15 protein-coding genes and 1 pseudogene are annotated in these 13,911 nt (G+C 74.4%); 9 read left to right on the forward strand and 7 right to left on the reverse strand.

The features are described 5' to 3' along the window. Positions 1-64: 64 nt before the first annotated feature. Entirely contained in the window at positions 65-943 is an 879-nt protein-coding gene (locus ACFRAV_RS04815) for a transglutaminase-like domain-containing protein (protein ID WP_382551668.1), read from the reverse strand. A gap of 17 nt (positions 944-960) precedes the next feature. Further along, positions 961-1,980, reverse strand: coding sequence for a GNAT family N-acetyltransferase (locus ACFRAV_RS04820; protein ID WP_382551669.1), 1,020 nt, complete (start codon positions 1,978-1,980; stop codon positions 961-963). Positions 1,981-2,120: 140 nt separating this feature from the next. Here ACFRAV_RS04820 and fdxA point away from each other — a divergent pair, with 140 nt between their 5' ends. Beyond that, positions 2,121-2,441: a ferredoxin gene (gene fdxA / locus ACFRAV_RS04825; protein WP_077966227.1), complete on the forward strand. Its 321-nt coding sequence runs from the start codon at positions 2,121-2,123 to the stop codon at positions 2,439-2,441. Positions 2,442-2,577: 136 nt separating this feature from the next. After that, a complete protein-coding gene (dapC, locus tag ACFRAV_RS04830; RefSeq protein ID WP_382551671.1) occupies positions 2,578-3,675 on the forward strand; it encodes a succinyldiaminopimelate transaminase in 1,098 nt (365 codons plus the stop codon). Between the two features lie 69 nt (positions 3,676-3,744). Here the strand turns inward: dapC and ACFRAV_RS04835 are convergent, their stop codons facing one another. Both ACFRAV_RS04835 and ACFRAV_RS04840 read right to left on the reverse strand, forming a co-directional pair. Continuing rightward, positions 3,745-4,146 (reverse strand): ATP-binding protein, encoded by a 402-nt coding sequence (locus tag ACFRAV_RS04835; protein ID WP_382551673.1) that lies wholly within the window; start codon positions 4,144-4,146, stop codon positions 3,745-3,747. Between the two features lie 337 nt (positions 4,147-4,483). Next, positions 4,484-5,545 carry a heavy metal transporter gene (locus tag ACFRAV_RS04840; protein WP_382551675.1) on the reverse strand — a complete coding sequence of 354 codons (1,062 nt, stop codon included), beginning with the start codon at positions 5,543-5,545 and terminating at the stop codon, positions 4,484-4,486. An 86-nt stretch (positions 5,546-5,631) separates the two neighbouring features. Here ACFRAV_RS04840 and dapE point away from each other — a divergent pair, with 86 nt between their 5' ends. Both dapE and ACFRAV_RS04850 read left to right on the forward strand, forming a co-directional pair. After that, a complete protein-coding gene (dapE, locus tag ACFRAV_RS04845; RefSeq protein ID WP_351114793.1) occupies positions 5,632-6,711 on the forward strand; it encodes a succinyl-diaminopimelate desuccinylase in 1,080 nt (359 codons plus the stop codon). Positions 6,712-6,855: 144 nt separating this feature from the next. Continuing rightward, positions 6,856-7,662, forward strand: coding sequence for a TIGR00730 family Rossman fold protein (locus tag ACFRAV_RS04850; protein ID WP_382551677.1), 807 nt, complete (start codon positions 6,856-6,858; stop codon positions 7,660-7,662). A 93-nt stretch (positions 7,663-7,755) separates the two neighbouring features. Here ACFRAV_RS04850 and folP read toward each other — a convergent pair whose 3' ends face one another. Continuing rightward, a complete protein-coding gene (folP, locus tag ACFRAV_RS04855) occupies positions 7,756-8,616 on the reverse strand; it encodes a dihydropteroate synthase (protein ID WP_382551679.1) in 861 nt (286 codons plus the stop codon). A gap of 133 nt (positions 8,617-8,749) precedes the next feature. Between folP and ACFRAV_RS04860 the strand changes: the two are divergent. Both ACFRAV_RS04860 and ACFRAV_RS04865 read left to right on the forward strand, forming a co-directional pair. Beyond that, positions 8,750-9,067: pseudogene (locus ACFRAV_RS04860) on the forward strand (DivIVA domain-containing protein); the annotation flags it as partial. A gap of 230 nt (positions 9,068-9,297) precedes the next feature. Further along, the gene (locus ACFRAV_RS04865) at positions 9,298-9,936 is read left to right on the forward strand and encodes a DNA-3-methyladenine glycosylase I (protein ID WP_382551681.1); all 639 of its coding nucleotides are present in this window, start codon (positions 9,298-9,300) and stop codon (positions 9,934-9,936) included. A gap of 45 nt (positions 9,937-9,981) precedes the next feature. Here the strand turns inward: ACFRAV_RS04865 and ACFRAV_RS04870 are convergent, their stop codons facing one another. Continuing rightward, a complete protein-coding gene (locus ACFRAV_RS04870; protein ID WP_382551683.1) occupies positions 9,982-10,797 on the reverse strand; it encodes an enoyl-CoA hydratase/isomerase family protein in 816 nt (271 codons plus the stop codon). A 367-nt stretch (positions 10,798-11,164) separates the two neighbouring features. Between ACFRAV_RS04870 and ACFRAV_RS04875 the strand changes: the two genes are divergently transcribed. Continuing rightward, positions 11,165-11,332, forward strand: coding sequence for a DUF3117 domain-containing protein (locus ACFRAV_RS04875; RefSeq protein ID WP_003966491.1), 168 nt, complete (start codon positions 11,165-11,167; stop codon positions 11,330-11,332). A 101-nt stretch (positions 11,333-11,433) separates the two neighbouring features. Here the strand turns inward: ACFRAV_RS04875 and ACFRAV_RS04880 are convergent, their stop codons facing one another. Further along, a complete protein-coding gene (locus ACFRAV_RS04880; RefSeq protein WP_382551685.1) occupies positions 11,434-12,114 on the reverse strand; it encodes an O-methyltransferase in 681 nt (226 codons plus the stop codon). Positions 12,115-12,282: 168 nt separating this feature from the next. On the opposite strand from ACFRAV_RS04880, the gene sigE reads away from it, so the two are divergent. Both sigE and ACFRAV_RS04890 read left to right on the forward strand, forming a co-directional pair. Continuing rightward, positions 12,283-13,074 (forward strand): RNA polymerase sigma factor SigE, encoded by a 792-nt coding sequence (sigE, locus tag ACFRAV_RS04885; protein ID WP_108954519.1) that lies wholly within the window; start codon positions 12,283-12,285, stop codon positions 13,072-13,074. Next, positions 13,071-13,880 carry an anti-sigma factor gene (locus ACFRAV_RS04890; RefSeq protein ID WP_382551687.1) on the forward strand — a complete coding sequence of 270 codons (810 nt, stop codon included), beginning with the start codon at positions 13,071-13,073 and terminating at the stop codon, positions 13,878-13,880. The genes sigE and ACFRAV_RS04890 overlap by 4 nt, the downstream gene beginning before the upstream one ends. Positions 13,881-13,911 lie beyond the last annotated feature (31 nt).

Consider the following 13,911-nt stretch of genomic DNA (forward strand, 5'->3'; position numbering starts at 1 on the left):
CGCCCGCACCGCCCCCGGGGGCGGTGCGGGCGGACCCGTTCGGGTACCCGGGCCGGCCGGCGGATCAGTTGAGGCGGGCGCGGGCCGCGCGCGCCTGGCCGCGCACCCGCTCGGCAAGTTCCTCGTCCACCGCCTCCACCACGTCGGCGTACACCTCGAGTTCCTCCGCCCCGGCCGTGAACTCGCCCCGGGCGATCAGCAACTGGGCGTACTCGTGGCGCAGGTTCGCAGGCCGGGCGGGCAGCAGCAGCGACAGCTCCAGCGCCCACAGCGCGGTCGCGGACTGCTCGGGGCGGGCCGCCGCCCAGGCCCGGATGTTGTTGAGGACCCGCATCACCACCTCCAGCGGCCGGGCGGGCGTCCACACCGAGGGGTCCGCCGGGTCAGGGGAGTCGCCCGTGGCGTCCAGCACCAGCAGTTCGGCGTCGGCGCCGGTCAGCAGCCGCCCGCCCGCGAACGGGTCGGCCAGCACCTGCCGCGCCGGATCGTCCGCGGGCCCGAAGCCGACGACGAAGTGGCCCGGCAACGCCACCCCGTGGACCGGGGCGCCGGCCCTGCGGGCGACCTCGGTCCACACCACCGACAGCAGGATCGGCAGCCCCCGCCTGCGCCGCAGCACCTCGTGCAGCAGCGAGGACCGCAGGTCGCGGTAGTCGGCGTGGCCGCCGCCGAAGCCCTCGGCCTCGCCGAGCAGCCGGCGCGCCGCCTCGGCCCACTCGCGCGGGCCGCCCGGCCGGTAGGGCAGCAGCCCGGCCAGCCGGTCCAGCTCCATCTGCGCCTCGTCCATGCCGGTCTCGTCGAGCGAGCCGTCCGCGACCGCGCCGATCAGCAGACAGAGCATCACCAGGTCGGGACGCTCGGCGCGGGCCTCGGCGGCGAACCGCGCGGTCCAGCGGGCGCGTTGCCCCAGCGCGGCCGGGGTGGGAGGTTCGGGGGTCAGCATGCCGTGCGGTCGCCTCCTCAGGCCTCGGGGGAGCGGTAGTGGTGGTAGGCGTGGTGGGCGGCGAAGCCCAGGGCGTCGTAGAGCCGCCGTGCCCCGGCGTTGTCGGTCTCCACCTGGAGCCAGCCCGCCGAGGCGCCCTCCTCCATCGCCTTCCCGGCGAGCGCCGCCATCACCCGCGTCGCGAGTCCCTCACGGCGTCGCTCCGGGGCGACCTCGACGGCGGCGAACCCGGCCCACCGGCCGTCCACCACACAGCGCCCGATGGCCGCGGGCGGCTCGCCGTCCGCGCCGGGGACGGTGGCGAACCAGACCGACGGGCCGCCCTCCAGCACCCGGCGGGCCACCTCGCTCACGCCCTTGCGCTGGTAGCGGGCCAGCCAGGCGTCGCTCGTGTGCCGGGAGAACTCCACCGGCACCGCACCCGGCCCGGTCCCCGCCGGCTCCACGGCGTCGGCCACCGGGGCCAGAGCGCCGGTCCACAGCTCCGCGGAGACCTCGCGCATCCAGTCGCGGTCCTCCAGCGCGGCGCAGAGCAGTTCGTCGGCTCCTTCCGCGCCGGTCGCCGCCTGGACGTAGGCGGGCAGCCCCCGTTCGGCGTACCAGGCGCGGACGGCCGCCAGCGCCTCGTCGAGGTCCCGCCCCGGGTCGCCCACCGGGAGCACCGAGTTGGCGCGCCGGGTGAACCCGGAGGAGGCGCGCAGCACCCACCCGCCGAGCGGTTCGCTCTCCACCGGCGGCCACGCCCGCGCGGCGACCCGGGAGAGCTCCGGGTAGGCGGCTGCGGGACCGCGGCGGCGGGCCGGGGCGTCGGGCACCACCTTGCCCGCCACGAGGGCGGACTCCTCGATCCGCACCCGCTCGCCGTTCCGACGGGTGATCAGGAGCACCCCGTCGTCCCATGATGTGAGAACGCCGACGGTGTCGGTGAACTTCGCCCCCGCGACGCCCTCTTCGGCGAGCCGCCGTACGGAGACGCGTTTGCCCACGTCAGAGCCGGTAAGGTGCAGCGCGGCTCGAGCTGCGGTGGAGAATTCCACGGGTCGGTTCACCCCTCGTGTTCGGTTCGGGTCCCGAAGTGGAGATACTAGGGGCGGGCATCGACGACGCCGCGCTCCCGCGCGCCAGGCGGCGGAGCCTGCGGAGGCCCGCCAGCGCCCTATCGAGGAGGAACGACAGCGTGACCTACGTCATCGCGCAGCCTTGTGTCGACGTGAAGGACAAGGCGTGCATCGAGGAGTGCCCGGTCGACTGCATCTACGAGGGGCAGCGCTCCCTCTACATCCACCCGGATGAGTGCGTCGACTGCGGGGCCTGCGAGCCGGTCTGCCCGGTCGAGGCCATCTTCTACGAGGACGACACGCCGGACGAGTGGAAGGACTACTACAAGGCCAATGTGGAGTTCTTCGACGAGCTCGGCTCTCCCGGCGGGGCCAGCAAGCTGGGCCTGATCGAGCGCGACCACCCGTTCGTCGCCGCGCTGCCCCCGCAGAACCAGTAGCGGAACCCGTCGGAGCGGTCCCCCGGGACCGCTCCCCCTCGGTCCCGTACGGCGATCCGCAGCGGTCGCCTGCGGGACCGTGGCGTTCCGCCCCCACGCCGCGGGCGCCGCGGCACGAGGAAAGTGAGCGAAACCCGTGTCCGAGCTCCTGAGCCGCCTGCCGGACTTCCCCTGGGACAAGCTGGAGCCCTACAGGGCGACGGCGGCGGGGCACCCGGACGGCATCGTGGACCTCTCCGTCGGCACGCCGGTCGACCCGGTGCCGGACCTCATCCAGAAGGCGCTGGCCGCCGCGGCCGACTCGCCGGGCTACCCGACGGTCTGGGGCACCCCCGAGCTGCGTGACGCGATCACCGGCTGGGCCGGACGCCGGCTCGGCGCGCGCGACCTGACGCACCGGCAGGTGCTGCCGGTGGTGGGCTCCAAGGAACTGGTGGCCTGGCTGCCGGTCCAGCTGGGGCTCGGCCCCGGTGACACCGTGGCCTTCCCGCGGCTGGCGTACCCGACCTACGAGGTCGGCGCCCGGCTGGCCGGCGCCCGCCACGTCGCCTACGACGACCCGACGACCGACCTCGACCCGGCCGGCCTCAAGCTGCTCTGGCTGAACTCGCCGTCCAACCCGACCGGCCGCGTGCTGCCCAAGGAGGAGCTGCGGCGGATCGTGGCCTGGGCGCGCGAGCACGGCGTACTGGTCGTCTCCGACGAGTGCTACCTGGAACTCGGCTGGGAGGCCGACCCGGTGTCGGTGCTCCACCCGGACGTCTGCGGCGGCTCGTACGAGGGCCTGGTGGCCGTCCACTCGCTCTCCAAGCGGTCCAACCTGGCCGGCTACCGGGCGGCGTTCCTCCTGGGCGACTCCGCGGTGCTGATGCCGCTGCTGCAGCTGCGCAAGCACGGCGGCATGATGACCTCCATGCCCACCCAGGCGGCCGTGGTGGCCGCGCTGGGCGACGACGCCCACGTGGCCGAGCAGCGGGAGCGGTACGCGGCCCGGCGCGCGACGCTGCGCGGGGCGCTGGAGCGGCACGGCTTCCGCATCGAGCACAGCGAAGCCAGCCTGTACCTGTGGGCCACCCGCGACGAGTCCTGCTGGGACACCGTGGCGTACCTGGCCTCGCTGGGCATCCTGGTCGCCCCCGGCGACTTCTACGGCCCGGCCGGCGAGCGCCACGTCCGGGTGGCGTTCACCGCCACCGACGAGCGGGTGGCGGCCGCGGCGGCCCGCCTGGGCTGACGCCCCCGGGAGACAGCGAGGGCCCCCGGCGCCGTGCGCGCCGGGGGCCTGCCGTTCCGCGGGGCGGCGTCAGACCGGCAGCGGGAGGGTGCTGACCGGAAGGTCGCCCACCGGGAGTTCGCCGGTGGCGTCGCCGACCATCGTGCCCGCCTGCCCGGCCACGCCGCCCACCACCTGCTGGACGTCCGGCGCGCCCTCGGCGGCCTTGGTGGCCATCCCGGCGCCGCCCTCGGCGGCCTTGGTGCCGCCCTCGAAGGCGCCACCGGCCTGGCCCGCCAGGCCGGTCGCGTGGGAGGTCACGCCGCTCAGGGCGGAGCCGAGGTCGCCGGCGCCGTCCAGGGCCGACAGCGGAGCCAGGTCCGGGACCGCCGGGGCGGCCTGCGCGGCGCCGGCCGCACCGACGACGGGGGCGGCGCTCGCGGCGACGAGGAGGGCGGCGCGGGCGATCCGGCGGGTCAGGGGAAGGGACATGGTGCTCCTTGTGTTCGGTCCACGGCCGCCTCGCGGGGCGACCGCCAGGTCAGGGTCCGGTGAGGCGGACGCAGTGATTACGGACCGGGCGGGGCGAAGGTTGCGGACCGCCGCCGTAAAGAGTTGGCAATGCGTCGCATAATCGGCTGCGGACGGAACGGGGCGTTCCGGACAGGGGTCGGCGCGCTGCGGAAACCTTCCGCCGCCGCTGCCCCAACGGATCCCGCGTCCGGTGGGCCACCAGTGCGAAAACCGCCGCCCGGTGCCGGGCGGCGGTCGTGGAGTTGGCCCTACGGAGTGACCCGTCGTACGCCTGCGCGACGAAGGGGGTGGCCGTCTAGCGTGAGGTCACGATGCTGACCCGGGCGTCGGAGCCCGGGGAGCCGTGCGTGCCCCGGGAACCGTCGTCCCCGGCCTTCCGCCAGTCGCCCCGGTCCGCCGTCCACGAGCGGCCGCCGTAGGTCACGCGCTCGATGCCGAGGTCGGAGGCGTTGGCCACCGCCCAGTGGGCGAACTGCCAGCCCCGCTGCCGGGCGCCCGGCTCCGCCACCGGCACCGTCACCGTCCGGGCGGCCGCGGGGGAGGGCGAGGCCGACGCCGCCGACTCCCGCGAGCCCGCCGTCGAGACGCGGCCCGGCGCACCCCCGGTCCCGCGGGCGTCCGCCTGCCGGGCGTCCGCCTGCCGGGCGCCCGCGCCCCGGCCGGCGGGGACCTCCGCCGCGGCCTTGCCCAGCACCTCGGTGTCGAAGTCGCGGGCCAGCGCCGCGCGCACCGCGTCCGGACGGGCCGGCGCGTCCGAGGCGGACGGCCCCGAGCAGGTCAGGGTGGCCGCGCTGCGGCCGGTCAGCGCCGCCGCCAGCAGCTCCGCGTCCGGCTCGTGCTTGGCGTAGGCGTCGGGATAGGCGCTGCGCTGCACCTCCTGCGCGGCCACCGTCAGCGGCAGGTCCGCGTAGTCCTGGACCTTCACCAGGTGGTCGTAGAACTGACCGGCCGCGTACGCCGGGTCCATGATCTCCGCCGGCCTGCCCCAGCCCTGCGAGGGCCGCTGCTGGAACAGGCCGAGGGAGTCCCGGTCGCCGTAGCGGATGTTGCGCAGCGCGGACTCCTGCAGCGCCGTCGCCAGGGCGATGGTGACCGCCCGCTCGGGCAGCTCGCGCGCGGTGCCGACGGCCGTGATCGTGGCGGCGTTCACCGCCTGCTCGGGCGTGAACTCGTACCGGGCGGGCTCACCCCGCCCGCCCGAGGCCACCACCTCGCACCCCGGCCCGGAGGGACCGGCTCCGCCGCCGGGCATGTGCCGGGCGGCGAAGTAACCCGCGAGGGAGAACAGCACGATCAGGGCCGCCCCGAAACGGACGAGGCGACCACGACGCTTGGGGGCGGTTGACGTCTCTGTCACGGGTAACACGGTAACGGAGGCATGCCCGGAAGCCCGAGCCCCTGTGGACAACCTCTCTCAGGTGTGCGCGGGTTAGGGTCGGGGCCATGGCCGAAACCGAGCTTGACCTTTCGTCGGACGCCGCCCGCCTGACCGCGCGGCTCGTGGACCTCCCCTCCGAGAGCGGCGACGAGAAGTCGCTCGCCGACGCGATCGAGGCGGCGCTGCGGAAGCTGCCCCATCTGACCGTCGACCGGCACGGCAACAACGTGGTGGCCCGCACCCACCTCGGCCGCCCGGAGCGGGTGGTGCTCGCCGGGCACATCGACACCGTGCCCATCGCCGGCAACGTGCCCTCGCGGCTCGACGAGGAGGGCGTGCTCTGGGGCTGCGGCACCTGCGACATGAAGTCGGGCGTCGCGGTCCAGCTGCGGATCGCCGCCACCGTCCCCGAGCCCAACCGCGACCTCACCTTCGTCTTCTACGACAACGAGGAGGTCGACGCCAGCCTCAACGGACTGGGCCACGTGGCCGACGCCCACCCCGACTGGCTCGAGGCCGACTTCGCGGTCCTGCTGGAGCCCAGCGACGGCGAGGTCGAGGGCGGCTGCCAGGGCACCCTGCGGGTGAAGCTGCGGACCAAGGGCGAGCGGGCCCACTCGGCGCGCTCCTGGATGGGCGCCAACGCCATCCACGCCGCCGCGCCGATCCTCGAGCGCCTGGCGGCCTACGAGCCGCGCCGCCCGGTGATCGACGGGCTGGAGTACCACGAGGGCCTCAACGCGGTGGCCGTCGAGGGCGGCGTGGCCGGCAACGTCATCCCCGACGTCTGCACGGTCACCGTGAACTTCCGCTACGCGCCCGACCGCAGCGAGGAGGAGGCGGTCGCGCACGTCCGCGAGGTGTTCGCGGGCTGCCCGATCGACGAGTTCGTGATCGACGACCACAGCCCCGGCGCCCTGCCCGGCCTCTCCCACCCGGCCGCCCGCGCCTTCATGGAGGCCGTCGGCGGGGTGGCGCGGCCCAAGTTCGGCTGGACGGACGTCTCGCGTTTCAGCGCCCTGGGCGTCCCGGCCGTCAACTACGGTCCCGGCAACCCGCTGCTCGCCCACAAGAGGGACGAGCGGGTCCTGGCGTCGATGATCCCCGAGGCCGAGCGGCGTCTGCGGGAGTGGCTGACCGGCTGAGGCGCGGCGCCGGAGTCGGCGGATTCGTACCGAAACGGGTACCGGACGGCACACGGCGGACATGTTCGCGTCCCCAGCGGGTAACCCGCGTAGACCTACTCTCTGCGGAGGAACGCGGAGAACCCGTCACGGAGGGGAGAGCCCATGACCACAGGCAACTCCGAGGGAACGAAGGTGTCGGTGCGCCAGGAGAGGCGGGGCTACCTGCTGCACGGTCTCGACCCGGTCGAGGCCGAGGAGGCCGAGCAGGCGGGTCCGGCGGCCCGCAACGCCGGTGACGAGGGGGACAGCGACCGCAGACTCCTCGACCCGGACGGAGCGTCCGGCTGGACCGAACGGGACGCCTGGCAGGTGGCCAGGATCCAGGCGGAGTTCGGCGAGGGCTTCCGGGCGCTGTCCGGGCTGCCGCCCGCCGTCAGCGTCTTCGGCTCCGCCCGCACCAGCCCCGACTCGGCCGAGTACGAGGCGGGCGTCCGGCTGGGCCGTGGCCTGGCCGAGGCGGGCTGGGCGGTGATCACCGGCGGTGGCCCGGGCGCCATGGAGGCCGCGAACAAGGGCGCCCAGGAGGCCGGGGGAGTCTCCGTGGGCCTGGGAATCGAGCTGCCGTTCGAGAGCGGGCTCAACCCGTACTGCGACATCGGGCTGAACTTCCGGTACTTCTTCGTCCGCAAGACCTGCTTCGTGAAGTACTCGCGCGGCTTCGTCGTCCTGCCCGGCGGCCTGGGCACCCTGGACGAGCTCTTCGAGGCGCTCACGCTGGTCCAGACGGGCAAGGTGACCCGTTTCCCCATCGTCCTGTTCGGCACCGAGCACTGGGGCGGCCTGGCCGACTGGATCAAGTCCACCCTGGTCGCCGGGGGCAAGTGCTCCGAGAAGGACCTGGACCTGTTCCACCTCACGGACGACGTGGACGAGGCCGTCGCCCTCCTCTCCCGCGAGACGGAGCGCTAGACCGGCCCCGCCCCCACCGGATTCCGCCCCCACCGGATTCCGCCCTCACCGGATTCCGCCCGCCCGGCCGACGCGGCGCCGCCCGAGGCGCCGTCAAGCCAGGCCGCGGCGGGCCACCGCCGGCGGGCGGTGGCCCGCGATGGAGGCCACCATGTCCAGGACCTGCCGGGTCTCCGCGACCTCGTGCACCCGGTAGACCTGGGCGCCCAGCCAGGCCGACACCGCCGTCGTGGCCAGCGTGCCCAGCAGCCGCTCCTTGACCGGACGGTCCAGCGTCTCGCCGACGAAGTCCTTGTTGGACAGCGAGACCAGCACCGGCCATCCGGTCTCCGTCATCTCGCCCAGCCGGCGGGTCGCCTCCAGGCTGTGCCGGGTGTTCTTGCCGAAGTCGTGCCCGGGGTCGATCAGCACCGACTCACGGGGCACGCCCAGCGACACCGCCCGCTCGGCCAGTGAGACGGTCACCTTCAGGATGTCCGCCATCACGTCCTCGTAGGTCACCCGGTGCGGCCGGGTGCGCGGCTCGGCGCCGCCGGCGTGCGTGCAGACCAGGCCCACCCGGTACCGCGCGGCGACCTCCGCCAGCTTCGGGTCGACGCCGCCCCAGGCGTCGTTCAGCAGGTCCGCGCCGGCCTCGCAGACCGCCTCGCCGACCTCGTGCCGCCAGGTGTCCACGCTGATCACCACGTCGGGGAAGCGGCGGCGCACCTCGGCCACGAAACCGACCGTGCGGCGGACCTCCTCCTCGGCGCTGACCTCCTCGCCGGGACCGGCCTTCACGCCGCCGATGTCGATGATCGCCGCACCCTCGGCCACCGCCTGCTCCACCCGGGCGAGCGCCGGCTCGTCACGGAAGGTGGCGCCCCGGTCGTAGAAGGAGTCCGGCGTCCGGTTCACGATGGCCATGATCACCGGTTCGTGCGCCTCGAACTCACGCCTGCCCAGCCTGAGCATCCCGTACGGCCTCTTTCCTCTACGTACGTCCGGTGTCCGGTCTTCCGGTCTTCGGCTGTCTGCGACCCTAACCGCAGCCGCGGCATGGCACGATCGGACCCCTGGCAACTACGACACGCGGGGGGCCGCAGCCTTGGCAACGTTTCTCATCCTGGTCGTCGCGCTCGCCGTGGTGGTGACCGCGACCACTTTGGCCGTCGTCGGCGGCGGTGACCGCGACGTGCTTCCCGACGCACCGCCGGACGCCCTCCACGTCCCCCTGCCCCATGAGCGGGCGGTGACCGCGCGGGACGTGTACGAGCTCCGGTTCGCCCCGGCGCTGCGGGGCTACCGGATGGGCGACGTCGACGACGTCCTCGCCCGGCTCGCCCACGAACTCGCCTTCCGGGACGAGCGCATCGCCTCGCTGGAGTCCGCCCTGGGCGCCGCCCGCGGCTCCACCGGAGCGACGCGCCTCGCCGTGCGGGACGGCGAGGGGACGGAGCGGCCCGGGGACCTCCTCGTCAAGCGTGAGGAGCAGCCCGCCGCCCCCGCCGCCTCCGCGGCCCCCGCGGAGGAGGAGAAGCCGGACGAGACCGTGGCCGACGCGGGGACCGACGCCGACGCCGACGGCGTCCAGGAGAGCGACGGGCACGACGGCCCGCGTGACGAGCAGGGGCCGGACGCCCCCGGGGAGGCCCGATGAGCCCTGCCGAACCACCCGTCGTCCCCGAGGCCGCGCAGGAAACCACCCGGGCGGCCTCCGGCGCCGTGCCCGGCCCCGACGGACTGCCGCGCTGCCCCTGGGGGCTGTCCGCCCCCGACTACCTCGCCTACCACGACGAGGAGTGGGGCCGCCCGGTCCACGGGGACGACGCCCTGTTCGAGCGGCTCTGCCTGGAGGCCTTCCAGTCGGGCCTGTCCTGGCTGACCATCCTGCGCAGGCGGGAGGGCTTTCGGGCCGCCTTCGCCGGCTTCCGGATCGCCGAGGTGGCGGACTTCACCGAGGAGGACCGGACCCGGCTGCTCGCCGACCCGGGGATCATCCGCAACCGGGCCAAGGTCGACGCCACCCTCGCCAACGCCGCGGTGCTGGCCGACTGGAAGCCGGGCGAGCTCGACGAGCTGATCTGGTCCCACGCGCCCGCGCCGCGCCCGGCCCCCCGCACCCTCGCCGACGTCCCGGCGGTGACACCGGAGTCGACGGCCCTGTCCAAGGAGCTCAAGCGCCGCGGGCTGCGCTTCGTCGGCCCCACCACCGCCTACGCGCTGCTCCAGGCCTGCGGTCTGACCAACGACCACCTGGCCGACTGCGCGATGCGCGAGGCCCGGCAGGGCTGACAGGGCGGGCGGGGCGGGCGGCGCCGGACGGGCCGGCGCACCCGGTCAGCGCCCGAGGTAGCGGGGGCGCTCCTTGTCGAGGAACGCCTTCACGGCGATCCGGTGGTCCTCCGAGGAGCCGGCCCGGCCCTGCAGCTCGTCCTCCTTCTCCAGCGTCTCCTCCAGCGAGTGGGTCATGCCGTGGGCGACCGACTCCTTGAGCGCCGCGTAAGCCACCGTGGGTCCCTCGGCGAGCCGGCGGGCGACCTTCTCCGCCTCCGCGCGCAGCTCCGCGGCCGGCACCACGCGGTCGGCGACGCCGAGCCGCAGCGCCTCCTCGGCGTCGATGGAGCGGGGGAAGAGCAGCAGGTCCATGGCGCGGCCCGGGCCGACCACCCGCGGCAGCGTCCAGGAGACGCCGGAGTCGGCGGTCAACGCCACGCCCGCGAAGGAGGTCGTGAACTTGGCGGTGTCGGCGACCACCCGGTGGTCGGCGGCCAGCGCGAAGCCGAAGCCCGCCCCGGCGGCCACCCCGTTGACGCCGGCCACCACGGGCTTCGCCATCCCGGCGATCGCGCGGACGATGGGGTTGTAGTGCTCACCGACCGTGCTCAGCCGGCCGGCGTCCTCACCGCCGCCCTCACCGGTGTCCTGGGCCGCCAGCAGTTCGATGTGCTCCTTGAGGTCCTGGCCCACGCAGAACGCCCGGTCGCCGGCCGCGGTGAGCAGCACCGCCCGCACCGCGGGGTCCGCGGCGGCACTCAGCAGCGCCTCACGCAGCGCGACCTTCGTCTCCACGTCGAGCGCGTTCATCGCCTCGGGGCGGTTCAGGGTGACGATCGCCAGCGCGTCGCTGACCTCGTAGAGCACGGTGTCGGCCATCTCGACTTCCCTCCGTCGTTTTGCGGTCCGAGGACAGCATGGCGGACATCCGGGAGGCCGAACGGTGGCCGGGGTGTGACCTCCGACAAAGAATTCCGGTCACCATTCGGTCGCGGCAGGTCGGATCGGGGGCGCAGTATCGCAGTGACATCCCCGAATTGAGTGGTTTTGGCCTCGCGCGTTGCGCAAGCGATGCGGACTGATGTTGGTCATTGGTGCATGAGATGCGGGATAATGGCCGGGAAGCAATGTGTTCGATGCCGGTGACGCCTGCCCCGCCTCGGGACGGGCGAGCCCTTTTCGAGGCGCGTCCTCCTCAAGGTCTTCCGGCACGGCGGTTGAGCTGGTTTCAGGAAGGGGAACGAGCATGGCGGCCATGAAGCCGCGGACGGGCGACGGCCCGCTCGAGGTGACCAAGGAGGGGCGGGGCATCGTCATGCGCGTTCCGCTCGAAGGCGGCGGTCGGCTCGTCGTCGAGCTGACGCCGGACGAGGCGGATGCGCTCGGCGACGCCCTCAAGAAGGTCGTCGGCTGACGCGCGACCACCACTCAGCGTGACGCCTGCTGCCCGGTTCCCCCTCAGGGAGCCGGGCAGCGGCCGTTCCCCCGGAAGCCGCCGGGCGGCACGCGGTCCGGTCAGCGCTTGGCGGCGCAGAGCAGGCCGTCGCCCACGGGCAGCAGGGAGGACACCAGGTCCTCGCTCTCGCGCACCTCGCGGATCAGCTCCCGCAGCCGCAGGACCTCCGTCGGCTGCGGCCCCGTCCCCACGGTGCGCCCGTTCGCCAGCACCCCGGCGAACACCACCAGGCCGCCCGGCCGCAGCAGACGCAACGATTCGGCGAGGTACTCCAGCACCTCGAGGCGGTCCGCGTCGCAGAAGACCAGGTCGTACCCGCGGTCCGCGAGCCGCGGCAGCACGTCCAGGGCCGGCCCCGGGATCAGCCGGGCGCGGTTGACCGCGAAACCCGAGGCGCGAAAGGTCTGGCGGGCCGCCTGCTGGTACTCCGGCTCGGTGTCCACCGTGGTGAGCACCCCGTCCGCGCGCATGCCGTGCAGCAGGTGGACGCCGGACACGCCGGTGCCGGTGCCGATCTCGGCGACCGCCTTCGCGCCCACCGAGGCGGCGAGCAGCCGCAGCACCGAGCCCGCGGCGGGCGTCACCGGACGCAGCCCGGCCTCGCGCGCACGGTCGCGGGCGAGGAGCAGGGGCTCGTCCTCCGTGACGAACGCGTCGGCCAGCGTCCAACTCGCCTGCCCGTTGCTGCTGATGGCCGCCTCCCGTCCCCGTCCGCGCCTTCGGCGTATCGCTGGTTCCATCTCGTCCGTGACTGTATCCGGCGCGGTCGGGAACCTGGCGGCGGGACGCCGCGTTTGAAGAGTGAGGGGAAAGGCGTGCACGAGACGCACGGGACGGGGGAAGCGTCGATGGAGCGAGTGGTGAACTCTCGCAAACCTGCTTATCCGGAGCTAACGGACGAGATGGCTATGGTAGGGGCTCCACTGGACACCACCAGAGCCGACAGGGGAGGTGCGGCCGCACCCGCTGACCGCGGCGGAGGGCTGAGGCGCCTTCTCGGGTCGGCGGCCAGGCCGAAATCCGTGACCGACACCGCTGCTGACCGTCCGGCCGGCCCAGAGGCCGACCGTTCCTCCGAGCCCGCCCGCACCGCGACGTTCGCCACCGACGGTGACGGGCCGGCGTGGACTCCGCCCACCTGGGAGGAGATCGTCAGCACGCACAGTGCCCGGGTCTACCGGCTCGCCTACCGCCTGACCGGCAACCAGCACGACGCCGAGGACCTCACCCAGGAGGTCTTCGTCCGGGTGTTCCGCTCGCTGTCCACGTACTCGCCCGGCACGTTCGAGGGCTGGCTGCACCGGATCACCACCAACCTCTTCCTGGACATGGTGCGCCGCAAGCAGCGCATCCGGTTCGACGCGCTCGCCGAGGACGCCGCCGAGCGGCTGCCCGGCCGTGAGCCGTCGCCCCAGCAGGTCCTCAACGACGCCCACTTCGACGCCGACATCCAGCAGGCGCTGGACACCCTGGCGCCCGAGTTCCGCGCCGCGGTCGTCCTGTGCGACATCGAAGGACTGTCCTACGAGGAGATCGCCGCGACCCTGGGCGTGAAGCTCGGCACGGTCCGCAGCCGGATCCACCGGGGCCGTTCGCAGCTGCGCAAGGCGCTCGCCCACCGCTCTCCCGAGGCGCGCGCCGAGCGCAGGTTCGGCGTCACCCGCCTTCCGGCGCTGAGAGGAGGAGGCGCGACCGCGTGAGTGAGTCACGTCCGACGCCGGCCGAGCAGCACCTCGGTGACCGGCTCTCCGCCCTGGTGGACGGCGAGCTGGGACACGAGGCGCGTGAGCGTGTGCTGGCCCATCTGGCCACCTGCACCAGGTGCCGGGTCGAGGCCGACGCGCAGCGCAGGCTGAAGAACGTCTTCGCCGAGGTCTCCGGCCCTACGCCGTCCGAGAGTTTCCTCGCCCGTCTGCAGGGTCTCCCCGTGGACGGGCCCGAAGAGCTGCGCGATTCCGGAGGCTCCGGAGCCGGGGACGAGCCGGGGGCCGTGTTCCTCGGCTCCCGGCGCGCCGAGGCCTTCGGTCTGGCCGCCTCCGCCACGCACGGCTTCCCGATCCACCACGTGGGCCGTGCCGACGTCGGCCGCGCCCAGGCGGAGCGGGCCGCCTCCCGCAGCCGCCGGCTGGCCTTCGCCGCCGCGAGCGCGGTCTCGCTGGCCGCGGTGGCGCTCGGCGGGGTGACGACCGGGGTCCCGGTCGCCGACGCCGACCGCGGCGGTCTGCGCAGCAACGCCACCCCTCCGGCGGGCCGGCAGACCGGTGGCGCGGCCGACGCCCGGCGCCGTGCCGCGCCTCCGCTCGTGCACAGCGCTACGGCCCAGCGTCAGCTCGCCCCCGTGGCGGCCCCTCTGCTGTCCGGTGGCGGCGCCCAGTCGGTGGCCGGCGACGGCCCCGCGCCCACGCCGCTGATAGGGCCCGGCGTCCCGGTGACGCCCGGGCTTCCGGTCCCGCTGACCGCGCCCGCCCCGACCGGCACCCTGACCCCGCCTCCGGCCGGACGCTGACCAGGTTCTCTGCGCGCCCGCGGGGAACCTG

The organism is Streptomyces sp. NPDC056600 (assembly GCF_042792855.1).
In the GTDB taxonomy this organism is placed as follows: Bacteria; Actinomycetota; Actinomycetes; order Streptomycetales; family Streptomycetaceae; genus Streptomyces.

Coding starts and splice junctions, on each gene's coding strand:
- ACFRAV_RS04815 (WP_382551668.1), bottom strand. CDS start 943: ATGCTGACCCCCGAACCTCCCACCCCGGCCGCGCTGGGGCAACGCGCC.
- ACFRAV_RS04835 (WP_382551673.1), bottom strand. CDS start 4,146: ATGTCCCTTCCCCTGACCCGCCGGATCGCCCGCGCCGCCCTCCTCGTC.
- dapE (WP_351114793.1), top strand. CDS start 5,632: ATGGCCGAAACCGAGCTTGACCTTTCGTCGGACGCCGCCCGCCTGACC.
- ACFRAV_RS04850 (WP_382551677.1), top strand. CDS start 6,856: ATGACCACAGGCAACTCCGAGGGAACGAAGGTGTCGGTGCGCCAGGAG.
- folP (WP_382551679.1), bottom strand. CDS start 8,616: ATGCTCAGGCTGGGCAGGCGTGAGTTCGAGGCGCACGAACCGGTGATC.
- ACFRAV_RS04865 (WP_382551681.1), top strand. CDS start 9,298: ATGAGCCCTGCCGAACCACCCGTCGTCCCCGAGGCCGCGCAGGAAACC.
- ACFRAV_RS04870 (WP_382551683.1), bottom strand. CDS start 10,797: ATGGCCGACACCGTGCTCTACGAGGTCAGCGACGCGCTGGCGATCGTC.
- ACFRAV_RS04875 (WP_003966491.1), top strand. CDS start 11,165: ATGGCGGCCATGAAGCCGCGGACGGGCGACGGCCCGCTCGAGGTGACC.
- ACFRAV_RS04880 (WP_382551685.1), bottom strand. CDS start 12,114: ATGGAACCAGCGATACGCCGAAGGCGCGGACGGGGACGGGAGGCGGCC.
- sigE (WP_108954519.1), top strand. CDS start 12,283: ATGGTAGGGGCTCCACTGGACACCACCAGAGCCGACAGGGGAGGTGCG.